Here is an 18,034-nt window from a genome sequence, read left to right as displayed (position 1 = left end):
ATGAATAAATTCCTCTTCATTGTACAGGAGCCTAGGACCCATGTAAATGTATGGAAACTTACGTTTTACACCGCAGCGCGGCCAGTCAGCCTGAACAGCTTGGCAAACAGCTTGCGAAGCGGTCCTGGGAATGTTTTCACATCTTCCGCTGTCACGACGCGCAGCAAGATAAGCAGACCCAAATACAAACCGCCAATTACGACGCCCGCCACAATGAGAGAAATCAGATAGGCCAGCCTAGCCGGCAGCTCAGAGCCTTCTAACAGCCATCTGAGTCCTTTGTCCACTCCCCAGCCTGCTGCCATGGAAAGGAGTACGGCAGCGATATAAGGCATCCAGCGGCGACCGAGCACGTTGAATTGCACATAGGTGCGAATCGATTGCAAATTAAACCAAGTAATAAAAATAAAACAAAGCGTTGATGCAGCAATAAGCCCGTAAATACCGAATATCGGAGCCAATACGAAGCTGGCCACCAGCTTGAGTCCAATGCCAATTAAGGTGTTATACATCGCTAACCGCGGCCTGCCAAGCCCCGACAATACCGAGTTGCTAATCATCATCGTCGCCTGGAAGATCGTACCCGCTGTCAATGCCGCCACAATGCCGCTGCCTTGCGGTCCTGTGAACAGCAGCCCTGTAACTGAATAGGCCAGAACCGCAAGCGTCAGCGCTGCTGGAATGCCGGTAAACAGCACAATACGCATAACGAGCGACGTTTGGCGATTCACCTCTGACATATTTCGCACGGAAAAGGCAGAAGATATAACCGGAATAATCGAAGTGCTTAGCGCTATCGCCAAAATCGGTGGAATGCCGGCAATGGATTGCGCTTTTCCCCCAAAATCCGCCAATATCTCGATTGCCTGATCATAGCTGTAAACTCCCGCTCTCAATTTCATGAGCAGGTAATTATCAACCATATAAATGAGTTGTACCGTTATAGCGGTAACGACAATCGGGATTGAAATTGAAAATATTTCCCGGTAAATGGCGCGAAAAGGAATACGGGACGCTTCCGCTTTTTGTAAAGCGATCGTTTTTGCAGCTTCGCTCTCCGCTGGCCATGTATCCATTTCCAGCTTGTCGGTCCGGCGCAGCTTGACTGCGTACCACACCATGACCAGAATAGCACCTATCGCACCAAAAAAGTTGCCGAAGGACGCTGCTGCTGCTGCCAGCTGATCTCCCCAGCCCCAGGCGAGTACGAGAATCGCCAGGCCGACGCCGACCACAACGCGCATAATTTGCTCCATAATTTGCGAGAGCCCGCCCGCCATCATCAGCTGCCGGCCTTGAAAATAACCACGCATCATGGCGATTAGAGGAAATAGGAGCAGCGTTGGCGCGATCGCCCGAATAGCAAATACCGCGTCAGGCAAATCTTGAGAAACGGCCAGCTGCTCTGCAAAAACATACAACAACGTAGACAAGATGAGTCCTGTTACCAAACCGAACAAAAGCGCCGCCTTATAAATGCGCTGCGCTTCCTGCTGGCGGCCGAGCGCGTAACGCTCGGATACCATTTTGCTAATGGCGCTTGGGATACCGCCTGTTGCTACAATAAGTAAAGTTAAATATAAATTGTTGGAGACGGTAAAGCTCGCCAAGCCTTCTTTGCTCAGCATATGCTCCAGCGGCACACGCTGGAAAATACCGAGCATACGGGCAACCAGCGCAGCCATAGCTAAAATCAGCGTTCCTTTAATAAGTGAATCTTTCTTCATAGCAGGTATGTCTCTCTTTCTTTCGAATGCAGGATTATGGTTTCACGATCGGTTCAAGCGGCTGGTGATTGCCACGGAATGGTACACCGGCGTTTGAGGGCTTCGCCCAATGAACCGCATTTTTGATCACTTGGAGCACTTGTTCATTGTAATACGTCGGATGCGTTTCATGACCGGGACGGAAGTAAAAAATCTTTCCTTGGCCGCGATAGAAGGTGCAGCCGCTGCGGAACACCTCGCCGCCCTCGAACCAGCTCAAGAAGATGAGCTCATCCGGTGCGGGAATATCGAAATGCTCGCCGTACATTTCCTCATGCTCGATGGTAATGTACTCAGGCAATCCAGCGGCAATCGGATGGGCTGGACTCACGGTCCAGATACGTTCTTTCTCGCCTGCTTCGCGCCATTTCAGATCACAGGTAGTGCCCATCAATTTTTTGAAAATTTTCGAAAAATGGCCGGAATGCAAAACAATGAGTCCCATGCCTTGCATGACCCGCCCATGCACACGTTCAACAATCGCATCATCGACTTGATCATGGCCCATATGTCCCCACCAGATCAGGACATCTGTGTTGTTCAGGCGTTCTTCGGTCAGCCCGTGTTCTGGCTGATCGAGTGTAGCCGTAGCGATTTCAAATGAATCGGTGGCGATGCCGGCTGCCAGAGCGTTATGTATCCCATCCGGATAAATGCGCTGCACCTCTTCGTGCACCTTCTCATGCAAAAACTCATTCCAGACCGTCACCTTAATCATTGATTGTCAGCTCCCCCAATTATAATAAAACGATTTCAAAACGTTGTTGACCATGTTTATCTTAATAGTTTATGGTTTTGTCTTTTGTACGATCTTTTAAAGTTTTTGATTTCCCCCTTAAAACAGCGAAGGATTGTCCGAGCTGTTTTGAGTGAAGGTTGTTGATGAAAAGGGCGAAGCGGAGTAAAAGGTTTGGATTTGAGAAGCGGAGCGTTCGCCTTTGCCCCAGAAATTATACCGCTGAGCGGATATATTCAAAATTTCTGGGGCAACAGCGATCGAAAACCAAATCTTTTACGCAGCGCAGCACTATTTTCATCAATCGCCCTTTAAACAACCAGCCAAACAATAAAGAGCACAATCATGATGGATTGCAAAATAACCTTCACCACAACGCTCGACAGCAGCCCGACCAGCGAGCCGATGCCGACCTTCGTTACATGCTTCCATTCCTGAACGACGAACAGCTCGCCGATAACCGCGCCCACGAACGGACCGATAATTAGACCGAATGCTGGAATAACGAATGGTCCCAAAATAAGGCCGATGGTGCTGCCGATTATAGAGGCTTTGGAGCCGCCATATCGCTTGACGCCCCAGGCGCTGACCGCATAATCCGCTACGAACAAGGCAACGACGATGAGCGTCTGCAGCGTCCAAAAGACCCAGCCGAACGGCTCAAACGTAATGCACAGCCCGTACGCAAAAAAAGCGGCGTAAATGGCAAGCGCCCCCGGCAAAATCGGATAAACCGTACCCGCCATGCCGACAATAAATAAAATAATAACGAGCGACCAGCCTAAGATGTCCAAGCTGTTTTCATCCCTTCAATACGTATTTCTTAATAATTTCGGCAACGCCATGCTCATTATTCGACAACGTAATGACGTCAGCTGCTTCCTTAACTGCATCTTGGGCATTGCCCATTGCCACGCCAAGACCAGCATCGCGAATAGCTGCGATGTCGTTCAAGCTGTCGCCAACCGCAACGACCTGTGACATTTCGATGCCCATAACTTCACAAAGCTCGCTCAGCGCGCTTGCTTTCGTAATGCCTTTCGGATTCATCTCCCAGTTGCTCGTGGAGGAGTTCGTAATTTCAAGCGCATCCCACTCGCTGACTTCCTCGTAAATCTTCTTAAGCACGACATCATCTTCGGTGTAGTAACCGAATTTGAGCCAATGATGAGCTTCATAATCATCCGCTGGCGTAATCCATTTTTCCAAATTATAAATGTCCTTCGTGCTGTACGCCCAAAACCAGGTGCCTGCGTGCTTTTGGGCAATTTTATGCAGCCTTTGCACATAATCAGGATCAAGCAGCGCTCTGCGGTGCAGCACATGCGGCTTCTTCCAGATCTCTCCACCATTTACCGTAATCATCGGCGTTTCAAGCTGTAATTGCTCAGCAAACGGCAAGGCGCTGCGGAAGCCGCGTCCCGTCGAGAAGCTGACCGTTATACCCGCATCAAGCGCCTTTCTAATCCACAAAGCATTTTCATCGCTAATTTCACTCAGTTCATTCAGCAGCGTCCCATCCATATCGAGTGCTACTAATTTATAATCTGCCATCGTTACCTCCTGCATTTGCTGCATAACATCATATCTTGATGCAATACAGCCATTTTATCATATTTTAAGCGTAAGCCAAACGATCCTGCTCCACTTCAAAAAAATAAAGGCCAACCGCAAAATTCCGGTTGACCTTCATCCCCGCTGCGTTTTTAAACGCAGCTTCAGAAAAGTTCGCATATCGCGTACTACTGTGCTAAACGGCGCAAACGCCATTTTTTCCAGATGACGCCATGGCTAGGCGAGAACAGCAGTGCCAAGATGAACAGCACACCGGCAGCACTAACGATACAGCCTGCAATCGAGGCATCGAGCACAGTCGCCACGCCATATCCAATGAACGTGCTGGCAATGCCCACACCTGCGCTCATGGCGATCATGACGCTCAGCCGTTCCGTTAATAAATAAGCGGTCGCAGCAGGAATAACCAGCAGCCCGACAACGAGAATAGCCCCTACGCTCTCGAAGGAGCTGACCGTCGCCATCGACACGAGTCCCATCAATAAATAATGGAACAAGGCAACGGGAATGCCGCAAGCTGCCGCAAGCGCAGGATCAAAGGCGCATAATTTGAACTGCTTATAGAACAGCCCAATGACGACTAAAATGACCGTTAACGTAATGCCAAGCAGCCATACTGCTATCGGCCCCATACTGACGCCGTTCAGCGTCCACGTATTCCAATGCACATAGGCAATTTCACCATATAAAATCGCATCCTGATCGAGATGCACCTGGCGGGCATACAAGCTCACCAGCAGCACCCCGGTAGCAAACATCGCGGTAAATACAACACCAATGGAGGCATCCGATTGAATGCCGCTTTGCTGAAACAGCTGAATAAGGAACACAGCGAGCAAGCCGCAGGCCATAGCAGCCAGCATCATGACGAGCGAATCCCGTGAGCCGCTGATCAGAAAAGCAATAACGATACCCGGCATAACCGAGTGGCTAATCGCATCGCCGATCATCGCCATTTTTCGCAAAACGAGAAAAGCCCCCAATATGCCGCAGCAGCTGGCGACAAGCGAGCCCGTTAGCAGTATCCAAAAATCGCTCATAGCGTCGCTCCCCCTTCTAGCTGCCGCTCCTTATGTCCCTGCTCCTCATGGATGCTCCGTGCAACCTTGAGCCGCAGCATCCGTTTCGCGAGCAATCCTCTACGAGGGCCAAACAAAATCGAAATAAGAAATAATGCCGTTGCCGCAAGCACCGTCAGCGGGCCCGTTGGCAAATTCGAGCCAAGCGAGCTAATAATCGTGCCGATTCCGCCGCTTAAAGCGCCGAACACGCCAGAGATGACAACCATGAAGCCAAGCTTATCCGTCCAATAACGAGCCGACACCGCCGGTGTAATAATCAGCGCGGCCACTAGCACAACACCGACCGCTTGAATGCCCACTACTACAGCCACGACCATCAAAAACATAAGCAATTGCTCGATTAAAGCAACCGGATAGCCAAGTCCGCGCGCAAAGCCGGGATCGAATGATACAAGCTTGAATTGCTTGAAAAATAACGTACAGACCGCGATGAGCGATAAGCTCACAATCGACATCGTAAGTACATCGGAGCCAACCATCGCGGCCGCCTGACCAAATAAAAACTTATCCAGTCCTGATTGATTGCCATATTCGCCATGCTGAATAATCGTTAATAATACGATACCGAAGCCGAAAAAGCTGGATAGCACAATCCCCATTGCCGCATCATGCTTAATCCGCGAATTTCGCGTAATCCAGCCGATGCCGAACGTCGCGACAAGGCCAGCTGCCCCTGCTCCAAGCAGAAAAAACAGCAGTGATTTTGTGCCTGTCAGCATAAAAGCAATACAAATGCCGGGCAGTGCCGCATGGGCAAGCGTATCGCCCATCAAGCTTTGCTTGCGCAAATAAGAGAAGCAGCCGATGACGCCACTGCTTAAGCCAAGCAGCGTACAGCTTAGAAAAATCCACTGCATATTCGGATCTTGAATCAGTCTCCACAACGTTTCCATCTCAGCCTCACCCTTTCGTGACAGCAAGCCGGGCATTTCCGCCACGCTCAAGAAAGGCAAGCCGCCCGCCATAGGTTTGCTGGAGCATTTGCTGTGTAAATACTTGCTCGGTTTTGCCGTATGCCTGAAGCTCTACATTAAGCAGCAGCACGGAGTCAAAATATTCCTCGACCGTCGCCAAATCATGATGAACGACGATAACGGTCTTGCCCTGCCGTTTCAGCTCTTGGAGCAAAGTAATAATCGCTTTCTCGGTTGCAGCATCGACGCCTGCAAATGGCTCATCCATGAAATACAGCTTGGCGTCCTGCACAAGCGCCCGCGCCAGAAATACCCGCTGCTGCTGGCCGCCGGACAGCTGGCTGATTTGCCTTGTGGCGAAATCCGCCATGCCGACCTTCGCCAAACATTCCATCGCAAGCCTGCGCTCCTTCACTCCAGGGCGGCCGAACAGGCCCAGATGGCCGTAACGGCCCATCATGACCACATCCAGCGCATTCGTCGGGAAATCCCAATCGACCGACTCGCGCTGCGGCACATATCCGATCAGCCTGCGCTGCTGGCGGTACGGCTTGCCATAGATCAGTACTTCCCCGCTGAGGCGAGGAATGAGGCCGAGCGCCGCTTTCATGAGCGTGGACTTGCCCGCTCCGTTCGGCCCGATTACGCCAATCAGCTCTCCTTCCTCTATGGAGAAAGATACGCCGCGCAGCACCGGTTTTTTCTGGTAAGCTACGCTTAAGCCTTCAATGGTCAAAGGAGCTGCCGTTTTCAAATGATTTTTCATAGTAGCCATCGCCTCTCACTGCGTCTTGTTATTTGAGTGCATTTACAATTGTATCTACGTTATGTTTGACCATACCGATATAAGTACCTTCTTCCGTTCCCGGATCGCCCATGGCGTCGGAGAACAATTCGCCGCCAATCGTCACTTCATGTCCCAATTGACGAGCACCCTCGATAACGGAATCGATGGATTTGCGCGGAACGCTGGATTCGATGAAGACCGCTTTGATTTGTTTCTCAACGAGAAAATCCCTCAGCTCGCTCACATCTTTCGACCCATACTCAGACATCGTATTCATTCCCTGTAGGCCTGTGACCTCTAGGCCATAAGCTGCGCCGAAATATCCGAAGGCGTCATGCGCCGTTACGAGAATTCTTCCCTTTTCAGGAATCGTTGCGATTTGCTCACGGGCATATTGGTCAAGCTCCTCAAGCTTCGCCAGGTAAGCCTCCGCCCGTTCCTTGTAGGCCGCCTCGTTCGCTGGGTCCTTCTCCACTAGCGTATCGCGCATAACCTCGGTTGCAGACATCCACAGCTTTACATTAAACCAGATATGCGGATCATGCGATGTCGAATCGCCGCTTGGATTGCCATGCAGCTCCGACTCTGGAATTTGCGAGGATACCGCAACCGTTGGCTTTTGCTTCTCCAGCTTCTCGAACATCTCTCCCATTTTCCCCTCCAAGTGCAAGCCGTTATAAAAAATAATATCCGCTTCATCCAGCTTCTTCACATCGCCTTGGGATGCTTTGTATAAATGCGGGTCAATGCCTGACCCCATAAGTCCTGTTACAACTACGTCGTCTCCTCCAACCTCTGCCGCCACATTAGCGATCATTCCGGTCGTCGCCGTGATTTTTAATTTCCCATCTCCACTTGCCGTCTCGCTGCCACCGCCGCTTGCGCACCCTGCCAGTACAACTGCCGATAAAGCCAAAAACATTAACGTCATAATTAACCTCTTTAATGCCGAATTCATTTTACGCTGCTTCTTCATGCTTTCAATCTCCTATCCATCTAATTGTTTTAATTGATTTGATTTTATTTTGCCTATGCGAATGTAAGTTAGCTAAGCGCCTCTTTGTTTATATTATACAAAAAAGTTTCTCTAGTGCAACATTTTTTTTAAAAAAAAGACCTTTTCCCCAGCAGCGCTGTTGAAAAAGTCTTTTAAAATAAGCTATTAATCTCGATTATTGCACCGTTGTTTCCGTTCCGGCAGCATCTGTCTCGGTCGAAGCCGCGACATCCTTTGCCTTTCCAGGAGTGCCGTTCAGACCAACTTCATAATCATAGGCATCAAAAATTTTACGGGCAACCGGCGCTGCCGCCCAGCCGCCAAAACCACCGTCCGGCATAATGACTGCAACCGCGAGCTTAGGATTGTTAGCAGGAGCATACGCGATAAACACACCGTTATCCGCGGTTCTGCCTTTAACGGACGATTGTGCCGTCCCTGTTTTACGATTAAAGGTGTAGCTTACACCATCGAAGCCTTGCACGCCAACTTTCCCCATGCCTGTCTCGATTTCTTTCCAATACGCATCAGGAAGGTCTACTGTATTAAGCACCACTGGCTCAAAAGCCTGCACAACATTGCCCGAGGAATCCTTGATTTCATTCACGAATTGAGGCTTCATGCGCTTTCCATGATTAGCCAGCATTGAAACATATTGTACCAATTGCAAGGCGGTATAACGAGCCTGTTGACCGAATGAGGCACGAATAAGTGCGGATTGCGCACTTGCTGTCTCAAATTCGTGATAGTAATCGACGCTGCCTTTTTTCTCCATGCGAAGTCCGCTTTCTGTAGAAACGCCTAAGCCGAATTGCTTCATGTATTTATCCCATACATCAATCCCTTCGACACCGGGATATTTTTGGTTCAGCCTGCTGCCGACCATTGAAGCCATAAAAGGGTTGGATGATTTCTCAATCGCTCTTGCCGGATCAAGCGCCCCATAGACGTGACCGCCAGCATTTCGGATTGGAACCTCATGACCTGCTTTACCAAATGTAAACAAGCCTGTATCGTTGTAAATCGAATCTGTACTAAACAAACCTTCGTTTAAGCCAATCAAAACGGAAAGCGGCTTGAGCGTCGATCCAGGTGGAACGAGGGAAGAAGGATGGCTTTTGCGTTCCTCGTCCGAATCGTATTTAGGATATACCTCCGTAATCGTTCCATTGTTTACTACATTTTCAATATTGTCATAATCCTTCTGGCTAATGCTGCCTCCAGCCCAAATGTTCGGATCATAGTCCGGCATGCTAGCCATTGCGACTACTTTGCCTGTCTCCACTTCCATCGCTACTGCAAAGCCGATTTTCGCATAAGGCGCACGTTCAGCAGATAATGATGAAGTACTGATTTTCTTAATCTGATCCATAATGGCCTGCTCTGTAGTTTGCTGCACGCCCCGATTAATCGTCAGGTAAAGGTCATCGCCTTTTTCCGGATTCGTTATTTGTACAGGACCAACGATAACCTCCTGGTTGTTGACCGGATAGCTCTTCAGCCCATTTTTGCCACGCAATATATCCTGGTACAATAACTCAAGCCCGTCAAACCCAACCTCTTCATCCTCCAAGTATTGGAGCTGAGGGTCTTTTTCCTGAGCTTTTTCCCCATAAAAATCCAAGTTTTCTCTTACACCTTTATATTTTTTCAAGTAACCGACCAGTTGAACCGCAGTCGTATCCTGACTATAGTGACGTACGCTTTCCTCCATAATATCTAGACCGACAAAGCTGCTTTTATTGCCGAGAAAATAAGCAATTTCATCATTCGTCAGCCCCGTTTTAATCCGTCTCGGCGTTGAAATCGTATTGAGCCTAAACCCTAAATCCATCTGCATAATGACATCTTCCACTGTCATTTTCAATTCTGAATCTCCGTATTTATCAAACACCTCTACGAGCCTGGTCGCTTCCTCAGTAGCAAGCTTCTTAAGCTCTGCCGTTTTATAATTCGGCGGAATGCTGAAATAAAGCGACTGCGTCGAAGTCGAATACGCAATGGCTTTCCCTTCGGAGTCATAAATATTGCCGCGAATCGGCGCGATTTTCACATTGCGTGTGCTTTTCTTGCTGCCCGCCGCACTAAGCGTCGGTCCTTCAACAAACTGCAAAATAGCCAATTGAATAATCAATACGCTGAACAAACCGAAGACGATAAAGAAAAATAAGTTCAGGCGAAAGGAGAAATGGCGTTTATTATTAATTTCCCTTTTCTGTGGATCATCCGTCAACATGCTCACCTCAATTATGAATTAAATACTCAGCTGCTTATCCCGAATATGCGTCTGGTCAAAATCCGGCGAATTAAACCAATCGCCCGAAGAAGCCCAAGTGGCATCCAGCGGCAGCCATTTCCCGTTGATCAATACTTCATTCCATGCATGGGGGCCGAAGCCGCCCTTCCCATCTGCGCCAAGCCCCGTTACGACCCGTACCTCGACGTCTACCGCTCGCGCCATCATGTCATACAATCTCGCAACATCAATGCAAACACCTTTTCTCGTATCAAATGTGTTTTGCGGAGACTGCTCCTGCCAAATGCCCTGCTCTTCGTAATTGCGGGCCTTGTCCCAATCATAAGCAATTCGCGTACCTAGCCACGCATACAGCGCTCTTGCCTTCTCCTCATCGGTCGCTGCATCCTTGACGACCTGTACCGCCGCCTGCTCAATGTCTGCAGGAATGGCATAATCGATCACTTCGTATTTTCGCTGTAAAATATTTTGGAATTCCGCCTGCATCGCCTCGGCTAAAACAGGCCCGCGTCCAGCTAGCATATCGCCCGCCACCGGCTCAAGCAGCACTGCTGCCTGCGTATACAGAGGCGATTGCTTAATCGTCTGTGCGCCAACGCCATTAGGCAGCAAGGACACATACACGAACAGGACGCCAATGATTATGAAGGCACGGCCTGCGCCATGGATGCCTCCTAACACAGCTCCAAAAACGCGGCTTGCCGCCCGCTGCCTGGGAAGCGCCATTCGCCGCTCCTGCTGCTGCCCGTCCCCGTCTAGGTGAACCCTTCGCCTAAACATGAGCTCAAACAACGGGTTCAGCCCGGAGGCAGCTACTCGCAGCAGCAAATAAATGAACAAAAACAGCACGACATAACGCAGCAGCGCAAAATCCCTTATACTCGTTATCAACGTGTACCAAACCTGCTCAATTGACCCCAGCGCTCTGCTAGGGACGATGACATGCTTCCTCAGCATATCAGCTGCGACTGGAGAAAGCTTTCCCGCCCAATGCGACGCGAGGACAAGACAAGCCACGATGACGATGCTTTCCCACACAGAAAAGAAAAGACGCCTCGCCGATCCCGATGCGCCTCTAATCAAACCCTGAATGAGCGAGACGAGGAGCACCAGGAGAACGGCAGCAGTGACAGGCTCCATCATGCTTTGGCCGCCTGTCTGAATCCATTCCGTCATTCCGATAATCCCCCTCATTCATTGCTCAAAAACTTTATTTATAGTAAAAGTGCTTATTGTTTGTTTTGTTTGGCTTGATCAATAATCGATTGAATCGTCTCGTCAATTTGCAGTTTAAACAAGTCATTCCCGCGGTAAGATACAGAAACTTCATTCGTTCCCGGCACGCCAGTCAGTGCTACGCTATCTGTAGCGACCGTATAGGAGCCGTCTTCATTTGTCGTAAACTTGGCGTTCTTCGCTTCGCCGATCATAGCCGAAATCGCTTCCTGCTTAAGGCTTCCCGTTGTTTCCTCCAGCTTTGTGCCAAATGCCTTCAAATCCTCCATCGTATACCCGCTGTAGACGATAACGCCAAACACAATGACGGCGACTAAAGCCCATTTCACAACGGTTTTGACGATACGGATAACAAGCAGCAGCACAACAAGGGCAATAGCAAGCACAAACCAATGGTCCTTCAGAAAATCGCTCCAAGTATTCCAATCATAACTTGAAAAATCCAGAAACTCCAACCTGACCCCTCCTATTATAACGTGCGGACACTGCTATTATCAAACATTATACCCCAGCTGCAATCCAGCGTAAACGCTAGACGCCTTGCTTTATGCAGACATATCCTGTCCGACCTTGGCGTACAAGTAAATTATATGGCTCAGGGGCATGGCCTATGAATGGAACGAGCGTGACCGTCATCGATGCACTCCCTGCTAAGCTGATAACAATCTGGAGGTGAAGCCTGATGAAAACCGCCATCTGGCTCTATTTTTTTCTGTTCGTCGCCTTTTTTGATTTGCATGCTCAATATCCGATTTTGACGCCCTTCGCCATCTCGCTTGGCGCAGCGCCTTCGTTCATTGGGCTGATGATGGGCATGTATTCCATTACGCATCTACCTGGCAATCTCATTGCCGGCTATGGCGTGGACCGCTTTGGCAGCAGGCTGTTTATCGTCTTCAGCTTGCTTGGAGCCGGCGTCATCCTCTTGTTTCAAGCCCAAGTGACGAATCCTTGGCAGCTGCTTGTCCTTCGGTCCATTAGCGGCTTCGTGCTCGCCTTCCTTTCGCCAGCATGCCTTGCCCTGCTCGCCCGCATGACTAGCAATCGCACCGAGCAGGGCAAGCTCATGGCCGGCAATGGGCTCGTACATACGCTGGCAACTGTCGTTTCCCCAGCAGCAGGCGCTTATATGGTGGCCAAAATCGGCTTCGCCACCGCATTTTATATGCTGGGCTGGATATTAATCGTTACTGCGATATGCGCGCTGTTTTTCATTCGCGACATCCCGGCTGCTGCCGTTCCTGTCACTTCTGCCGGAGCACAGCATCAGAAGCTGCCGTCCCCAGCGGCCGCCGATTCAAAGTCGGTTTCTTGGCTGATTTATGTATTGCCGGTTGGCATCAGCTGCGCGCAGGGCATCCTGTCCTTTGAGCTGCCGCTCATGGCGACAACGACCGCTGGCATGATGACAACAGGCTTGCTTTTTTCCGTGGTCAGCATCGGCGCATTGATTACGCTCAGCATGCTGTTTCTCAACCGTCTCTCCGCCTATCGCCGTACTTTATGGGGGGCGCTCGCACTGGCTTTAATTTATTTCACAATAGCCGCTGATTCGCCGCTGCCCTTCGCCGTTATGCTGCTGCTGGTTGGCATGGCTAAAGGGATTGTCATTCCCGCCATTTCAATATTGCTTATTGAGCTAAGTGGAGGCGCACGCTACGGCCGCACCTTCTCCGCTCTGTCCATTGCCTATTCGATTGGAGCCTTTCTCGGTCCAATGCTTGCTGGTCAGCTGCGCAACTATATGTCGCCGTACTATATCGCATTTCTAGTCCTGATGCTCGCTGTGTCGATTCTCCCTTTCCACCGCCGCAGCCCGCTCGTCACACGAACCCATTTTTCATCATGACCGCTGCAAGCTTTTCCCCTTGTAATTTGATACACTGGATGCAAGGTGAAACGGCTGTTGCCGTCTTTTGGCGGCGCGGCGCGTTTCAGTCCGAGAAATATAAGCCTAATTATAAAGGGGAAACTTATAAATTCTTATATTTCAAGCGTAAACGGCTGAAGCCGTCCTTTAGCGGTAAAGCTGCCGTTTCGCGTTGAAATATAAGCCCATTTATAGTGTGAAGCTTATAAATTGTTATATTTCGAGCGTAAACGGCTGAAGCCTTCCTTTGGTGGTAAAGCTGCCGTTTCGCGTTGAAATATAAGCCCATTTATAGTGTGAAGCTTATAAATTGTTATATTTTAAAAAAACAAGGTGATCAGCATGATAGACATTGCGATTATTGTGGAAGGCAAAAATGATAAAAGCCGCGTCAGGCGCGTGCTTGACGAAAGCATTCCGATCTATTGTACCTACGGCACCCCGGGAACGGAGCAGCTTGAGAAGCTGCGCAAGCAAATCGCTGAGCGTCACGTTTATATTTTCACAGACAATGATTCCTCAGGAAAACGCATTCGGGGCATGCTGCGCGATGTGTTCCCTGATGCCGAACATATGTATACGCGGCGCGGCTATTCAGGCGTTGAGCATACACCCGAGGAATACGTTATCGCCCAATTGGAAAAAGCGGGATTAGAGGAACATATTCTGTATCCTCCTCCCGCTCCTGCCCCGCAAGACTAAATATGAAGTATAAAAATAACGAATGATACTGTCACAATACTGAACACCGTTGACAAAAATACCGCCTGTGAAGCAAATTCCGGCTCATTGTCGAATTCCACCGCCAGCAGCACGCTGCTCAGCGAGGTCGGCACCGAGGCCGAAACGATTAGCGCCGCTGTCGTCAGCCTGTCGAATACGAACAGTCCTGTGGCGCTGATCAACCAAATAGCAAGAGCTGCCAGCAGCGGGCCTCCTATTAGACGAAGCCCGTTCGACAGCAGCACATTGCCAAGCAGGCGCTTGTCAAACCGCCACTTCATGCTGCCCAGCTGGACGCCGAGCGTAATGAGCGCTGTTCCAATAAAACCGTTTGCCAAATATTCAATCGGCGTTTGCAGCGGCTGCGGCATCTCTACGTCCAGCCCTTTTAATAAAAATGCGAGCGGAATGACATAAATAATCGGCATCGAAAAAATCGTCTTCAGCGTATCGCGCCATGACAGCTTATGAGCATTCACGCTGTAAATGCCGAACGTATTCGGCAAAAAGGACTGCGTCGTCATGACCAATATTTGCACCGCCAGCGTCACCGGGTTCCCCGCAAACGCCAGCTGATTGAGCGGTATGCCGTAATTGGCACTATTGTAGAACAGTACGCTGTTGCGCATGGAGCCGCGCATGCCACCTTGCAGCCCTCGCATTTTCACAACGACCTCTACCGCTAAAGCCTGCAGCAGCATGAAAATAACGACAAACAGCAGCACCTTCCATATTAGACTCATTTCTAGCTCCGTCGTACGCAGCAGCTGAAAAATGACCGCCGGCGAAAAAACATAAAAATTCAGCTTGGATAAGGTTTTGATGTCCAAAGAAAAAAGCCGCTGCATTGAGAAGCCAATAGCTATCATCAATGTAAGCGGCGCAACATTACTCCATAAAATATGATAAAAGATAGCCATCGCTATTCCTTCGCAAGCCGCTTCATATCCGCAACGATGCTTTCCGGCGTCAAATCCTCATTGCTTCCAGCAATCCATTTGCGAATTTGGCCTGTTTTGTCCACCAGAGTAATGACATTCATATGCGTAAAGCCGGTTCCTTCTTTGTCCTTAATGGCACTGGCGCCAAAATCCTGGGCGAGCTTGATGGCCGCCTGCGGATCATCCCCACGCAAAAACGTCCAGCCTTCATTGAGCTTGGCATAATTGCGCTCCGCGAACGCCTTAATAACCTCCGTTGTATCACGCTCGGGATCGAACGTAATCGAGATCATTTCGGCATCTGTGCCAAGTATGCCCTCCTTCTCCAAACCTTCCTGCACCTGTGACAACAGAAACGTCGTTGGCGGACATACATCCGGGCAATTGGCAAAATAAAAATAAACCAATCTCGCTTTGCCATTCGTCGATTCCTTCGACACGATGTTGCCGTCCAAATCCGTAAGCTCAAAGGCCGGCGCTTCTTGCAGAACCGGCATCGGCGCTTCCGGCTTAAATACATTGGTCATTAATAAATAAATGCCCATCCCCAGGCAAAGTGCCAGCACAGCGATTTTGAAGCTATGCTTTTTCAAAAAATCCATGATCCCCATCCTCCCATGAAGCTTGTCCAGAAATGATGCGCTATTTCACCGTATTAACAATCATGACGATGAAAATAACCATTAGATAATTAACCGAAATGAGAAAATTCGTTTTCGCCCATTTCTCCGTATCCTTCGCCTTCAAGCCGCGAATCGTATGTACGGCCCACAGTACACTGCCTGCAATGGACAGGATTAGAAAGACATATCCAGTGTATCCATAATAAAACATGAGAAAGCAAGTAGGTATAAGCAGTGCCACATAAGGAATCATCTGCAGCTTTGTCCGTCTAATCCCTTTCACAACCGGCAGCAGCGGGAAGCCAGCTGTGCGGTATTCCTCCACCCGTCTAATGCCAAGCGACCAGAAATGAGCGGGCTGCCATAAAAATAATAAAGCGAACATGAGCCAAGCTCCTGCATCTACTTCATTCGTTACTGCGCAATAACCGATAACTGGAGGCATCGCACCGGAAATTCCGCCAACCGACGTGCTCCATGTGGAGCTGCGCTTCAACCAAATCGTATAAATCACGATATATACGAACCATCCTAAAAGTCCAAGCCAGCCTGTAAGCGGATTGACCGCTATAAACAGCACCAATTCCCCTATGATGCCAAGCACAAGGCCATAACCAAGCACAAACATCGGGCTCATTCTGCCTGTTGGCAAGGCGCGTCCTTTCGTTCTTTCCATCTTCTGATCCAGCTCACGATCCCAATAATTATTAATGACGCATGCTGACGCCATTGTGAGCGTGGAGCCAATCAGCATCCAAAGCAGATCAAACCAGGCAATATGCCATTTGGAAGCTACCCAAAAGCCGCCAACAGCTGCAAACATATTGAGCCGGAGCAACCCTGGTTTTGTCAATGCTATCAAGTCTTTAAACACGAAGCGAGCCTCCCAGGTATGTGACACGGCGCACGTTGCGCCCATACATTCATTGGTCAATCGTTCTTAATCATACAGAAAAAACCACGTTATGACAACGCTCAAGCTTATAATTCATCAATTTGCCACTCAAAATGTGACAATAATTTTGGAACCCTTTCTCTGGGCTCACAATACACTAAGTATGTAGTTTAACGCCCATGATCATTCGCCTATCGATCGGCGGAGCGTCATTGAGGGTTGAAAGGAGCCTGCCTGTGGCAGTCATCAAGACAAATGCAGAGGATACGAAAATGCTGGCTAGGCTGATGCGCGCAGAAGCGGAAGGGGAAGGCGAGCTTGGCATGCTGATGGTAGGCAACGTTGGCGTCAACCGCGTTCTGGGCAACTGTCTCGACTTTAGAAATATTCGTTCCATTCCGCAGATGGTGTTTCAAAGCCCCGGAGGCTTTGAGGCTACACAGAAGGGATATTTCTATCAAAAAGCGCGCGATCGCGACATCCGGCTCGCCGAGCGCGTCATTGGCGGGGAACGGCAGCATCCGGCGTCGAATGCGCTGTGGTTTTTTAGGCCGGCCGCAGGCTGTCCTGGCACCTGGTACAATCAATCGAACAGCGGCCGCTTCAAAGCCCACTGCTTCTTCGTACCTACAGCAGCTGATTGTCCAAGTGTGTATTAGCATCATCGCAAATGCAGCAACTGATTTTTTATTTGGAGAGCGAGGAATTTCACATGACGAATGGTTATGGTTACAAAACAGCGGTTAGTCCGGCAAACACAGGGGGCTACGGCTACCCTTATCAGATGGGCGCGCAGCCGATGCCAATGCCAACGCCGATGCCAACACCGATGCCGGCAATGATGGGTGGCCAAATGCCTGCCATGCAGCAGGTAGCGGGCATGCAGGCGATGCAGCCGATGCCGGTTAACGTTCCTAGCGGTTCCTTCGTAACACCATCCGGAGGCAATGTGGTTACTGTTCCGATCGTAGAGGAATCATACGTAGAAAATATTTTACGGCTTAACCGCGGCAAAATGGCTACCTTCTATATGACATATGAGAACAACCGCGAGTGGAACGCCAAAACGTTCCGCGGCATTATAGAGGCAGCTGGCCGTGACCATATTATTATTAGCGATCCAACAACAGGCATGCGTTATCTGCTGCTTTCCATTAATCTTGATTATGTCACCTTTGATGGCCCAATCAATTATGAATATCCATTCCAAGGCGGCAAAATTACAAACACTACACCGCTGAGCACCAGCCGCGAATAAGGCTAACAAGCCGCCGCTAATGGCAGTCATCTATTATCACGCTTCTTTTATTGCGGCGCAGCGACTGGCTTAAACGTCCACACATGCACCTTCGCTGCGCCTCCCGGCACCCAATCGGCCATCTGGCCCCAAGAAGAACGCTCATTCAGGCGTTCTTTTTTTATTTGCTCCGCCTCCTCTGCGCTTTCTGCCTGCCATACCTCAACGAATAAATCAGGCTGATCTGTTCCTTCATAAACACGGAGTTCGGCATTTGCTGCTTTCATTTGCTCTATATAATGTAAATACTCGATTTTGTTTTCGGTTTTAATGCGATATTCCGCAAAGCAAATATACATCGTTACATCCCCTTTTCATTTCCTAAACTCTCCTTC

Annotated in this window: 19 protein-coding genes; 4 read left to right on the top strand and 15 right to left on the bottom strand. The window is 49.5% G+C overall.

The features are described from left to right. Positions 1 to 65 precede the first annotated feature (65 nt). From AC50Y5_RS08160 to AC50Y5_RS08110, 11 genes are all read right to left on the bottom strand, one after another. Positions 66 to 1,727, bottom strand: a complete 1,662-nt coding sequence (locus AC50Y5_RS08160; RefSeq protein ID WP_494859657.1) for a putative polysaccharide biosynthesis protein — start codon at positions 1,725 to 1,727, stop codon at positions 66 to 68. 34 nt (positions 1,728 to 1,761) lie between these two features. Further along, entirely contained in the window at positions 1,762 to 2,484 is a 723-nt protein-coding gene (locus tag AC50Y5_RS08155) for a ThuA domain-containing protein (protein WP_056039263.1), read from the bottom strand. 329 nt (positions 2,485 to 2,813) lie between these two features. Further along, complete coding sequence (locus tag AC50Y5_RS08150) at positions 2,814 to 3,296, bottom strand: DUF456 domain-containing protein (RefSeq protein WP_056039258.1); 483 nt, start codon at positions 3,294 to 3,296, stop codon at positions 2,814 to 2,816. A 7-nt stretch (positions 3,297 to 3,303) separates the two neighbouring features. Then, positions 3,304 to 4,056, bottom strand: coding sequence for a Cof-type HAD-IIB family hydrolase (locus AC50Y5_RS08145; protein ID WP_056039255.1), 753 nt, complete (start codon positions 4,054 to 4,056; stop codon positions 3,304 to 3,306). A gap of 188 nt (positions 4,057 to 4,244) precedes the next feature. Then, the gene (locus AC50Y5_RS08140; protein ID WP_046228568.1) at positions 4,245 to 5,117 is read right to left on the bottom strand and encodes a metal ABC transporter permease; all 873 of its coding nucleotides are present in this window, start codon (positions 5,115 to 5,117) and stop codon (positions 4,245 to 4,247) included. Next, entirely contained in the window at positions 5,114 to 6,052 is a 939-nt protein-coding gene (locus AC50Y5_RS08135) for a metal ABC transporter permease (protein WP_056039253.1), read from the bottom strand. The genes AC50Y5_RS08140 and AC50Y5_RS08135 overlap by 4 nt, the downstream gene beginning before the upstream one ends. Positions 6,053 to 6,059: 7 nt before the next feature. Continuing rightward, positions 6,060 to 6,839: a metal ABC transporter ATP-binding protein gene (locus AC50Y5_RS08130; protein WP_056039250.1), complete on the bottom strand. Its 780-nt coding sequence runs from the start codon at positions 6,837 to 6,839 to the stop codon at positions 6,060 to 6,062. A 28-nt stretch (positions 6,840 to 6,867) separates the two neighbouring features. Continuing rightward, on the bottom strand, positions 6,868 to 7,836 hold the full coding sequence (locus tag AC50Y5_RS08125) for a metal ABC transporter solute-binding protein, Zn/Mn family (RefSeq protein WP_046228565.1): 969 nt from the start codon (positions 7,834 to 7,836) through the stop codon (positions 6,868 to 6,870). Positions 7,837 to 8,032: 196 nt separating this feature from the next. Beyond that, positions 8,033 to 10,093, bottom strand: a complete 2,061-nt coding sequence (locus tag AC50Y5_RS08120; protein WP_494859647.1) for a peptidoglycan D,D-transpeptidase FtsI family protein — start codon at positions 10,091 to 10,093, stop codon at positions 8,033 to 8,035. Positions 10,094 to 10,111: 18 nt separating this feature from the next. Then, positions 10,112 to 11,290 (bottom strand): transglutaminase domain-containing protein, encoded by a 1,179-nt coding sequence (locus tag AC50Y5_RS08115; protein WP_494859642.1) that lies wholly within the window; start codon positions 11,288 to 11,290, stop codon positions 10,112 to 10,114. 53 nt (positions 11,291 to 11,343) lie between these two features. Next, positions 11,344 to 11,805 carry a hypothetical protein gene (locus AC50Y5_RS08110; protein ID WP_237163324.1) on the bottom strand — a complete coding sequence of 154 codons (462 nt, stop codon included), beginning with the start codon at positions 11,803 to 11,805 and terminating at the stop codon, positions 11,344 to 11,346. A 227-nt stretch (positions 11,806 to 12,032) separates the two neighbouring features. Between AC50Y5_RS08110 and AC50Y5_RS08105 the strand changes: the two genes are divergently transcribed. Then, positions 12,033 to 13,199: an MFS transporter gene (locus AC50Y5_RS08105; RefSeq protein WP_056039241.1), complete on the top strand. Its 1,167-nt coding sequence runs from the start codon at positions 12,033 to 12,035 to the stop codon at positions 13,197 to 13,199. 366 nt (positions 13,200 to 13,565) lie between these two features. Continuing rightward, a complete protein-coding gene (locus AC50Y5_RS08100) occupies positions 13,566 to 13,922 on the top strand; it encodes a ribonuclease M5 (protein ID WP_056040085.1) in 357 nt (118 codons plus the stop codon). Here the strand turns inward: AC50Y5_RS08100 and AC50Y5_RS08095 are convergent. From AC50Y5_RS08095 to cyoE, 3 genes are read right to left on the bottom strand one after another with little or no spacing between them, the layout of a single operon-like run. After that, positions 13,919 to 14,863, bottom strand: a complete 945-nt coding sequence (locus AC50Y5_RS08095; RefSeq protein WP_056039239.1) for an AEC family transporter — start codon at positions 14,861 to 14,863, stop codon at positions 13,919 to 13,921. The genes AC50Y5_RS08100 and AC50Y5_RS08095 overlap by 4 nt on opposite strands. Positions 14,864 to 14,865: 2 nt before the next feature. Further along, positions 14,866 to 15,486, bottom strand: coding sequence for an SCO family protein (locus tag AC50Y5_RS08090; protein WP_056039236.1), 621 nt, complete (start codon positions 15,484 to 15,486; stop codon positions 14,866 to 14,868). Between the two features lie 40 nt (positions 15,487 to 15,526). After that, entirely contained in the window at positions 15,527 to 16,426 is a 900-nt protein-coding gene (gene cyoE / locus AC50Y5_RS08085) for a heme o synthase (protein ID WP_081418958.1), read from the bottom strand. 212 nt (positions 16,427 to 16,638) lie between these two features. Here cyoE and AC50Y5_RS08080 point away from each other — a divergent pair, with 212 nt between their 5' ends. Both AC50Y5_RS08080 and gerQ read left to right on the top strand, forming a co-directional pair. Next, on the top strand, positions 16,639 to 17,061 hold the full coding sequence (locus tag AC50Y5_RS08080) for a cell wall hydrolase (RefSeq protein ID WP_056039230.1): 423 nt from the start codon (positions 16,639 to 16,641) through the stop codon (positions 17,059 to 17,061). A gap of 53 nt (positions 17,062 to 17,114) precedes the next feature. After that, positions 17,115 to 17,660 carry a spore coat protein GerQ gene (gene gerQ / locus AC50Y5_RS08075; RefSeq protein ID WP_494859745.1) on the top strand — a complete coding sequence of 182 codons (546 nt, stop codon included), beginning with the start codon at positions 17,115 to 17,117 and terminating at the stop codon, positions 17,658 to 17,660. A gap of 47 nt (positions 17,661 to 17,707) precedes the next feature. Here the strand turns inward: gerQ and AC50Y5_RS08070 are convergent, their stop codons facing one another. After that, complete coding sequence (locus AC50Y5_RS08070) at positions 17,708 to 17,998, bottom strand: hypothetical protein (protein ID WP_494859638.1); 291 nt, start codon at positions 17,996 to 17,998, stop codon at positions 17,708 to 17,710. Positions 17,999 to 18,034 lie beyond the last annotated feature (36 nt).

This window comes from Paenibacillus sp. JT22N7 (assembly GCF_059383875.1).
This window is presented reverse-complemented; position numbering and strand designations above follow the sequence as displayed.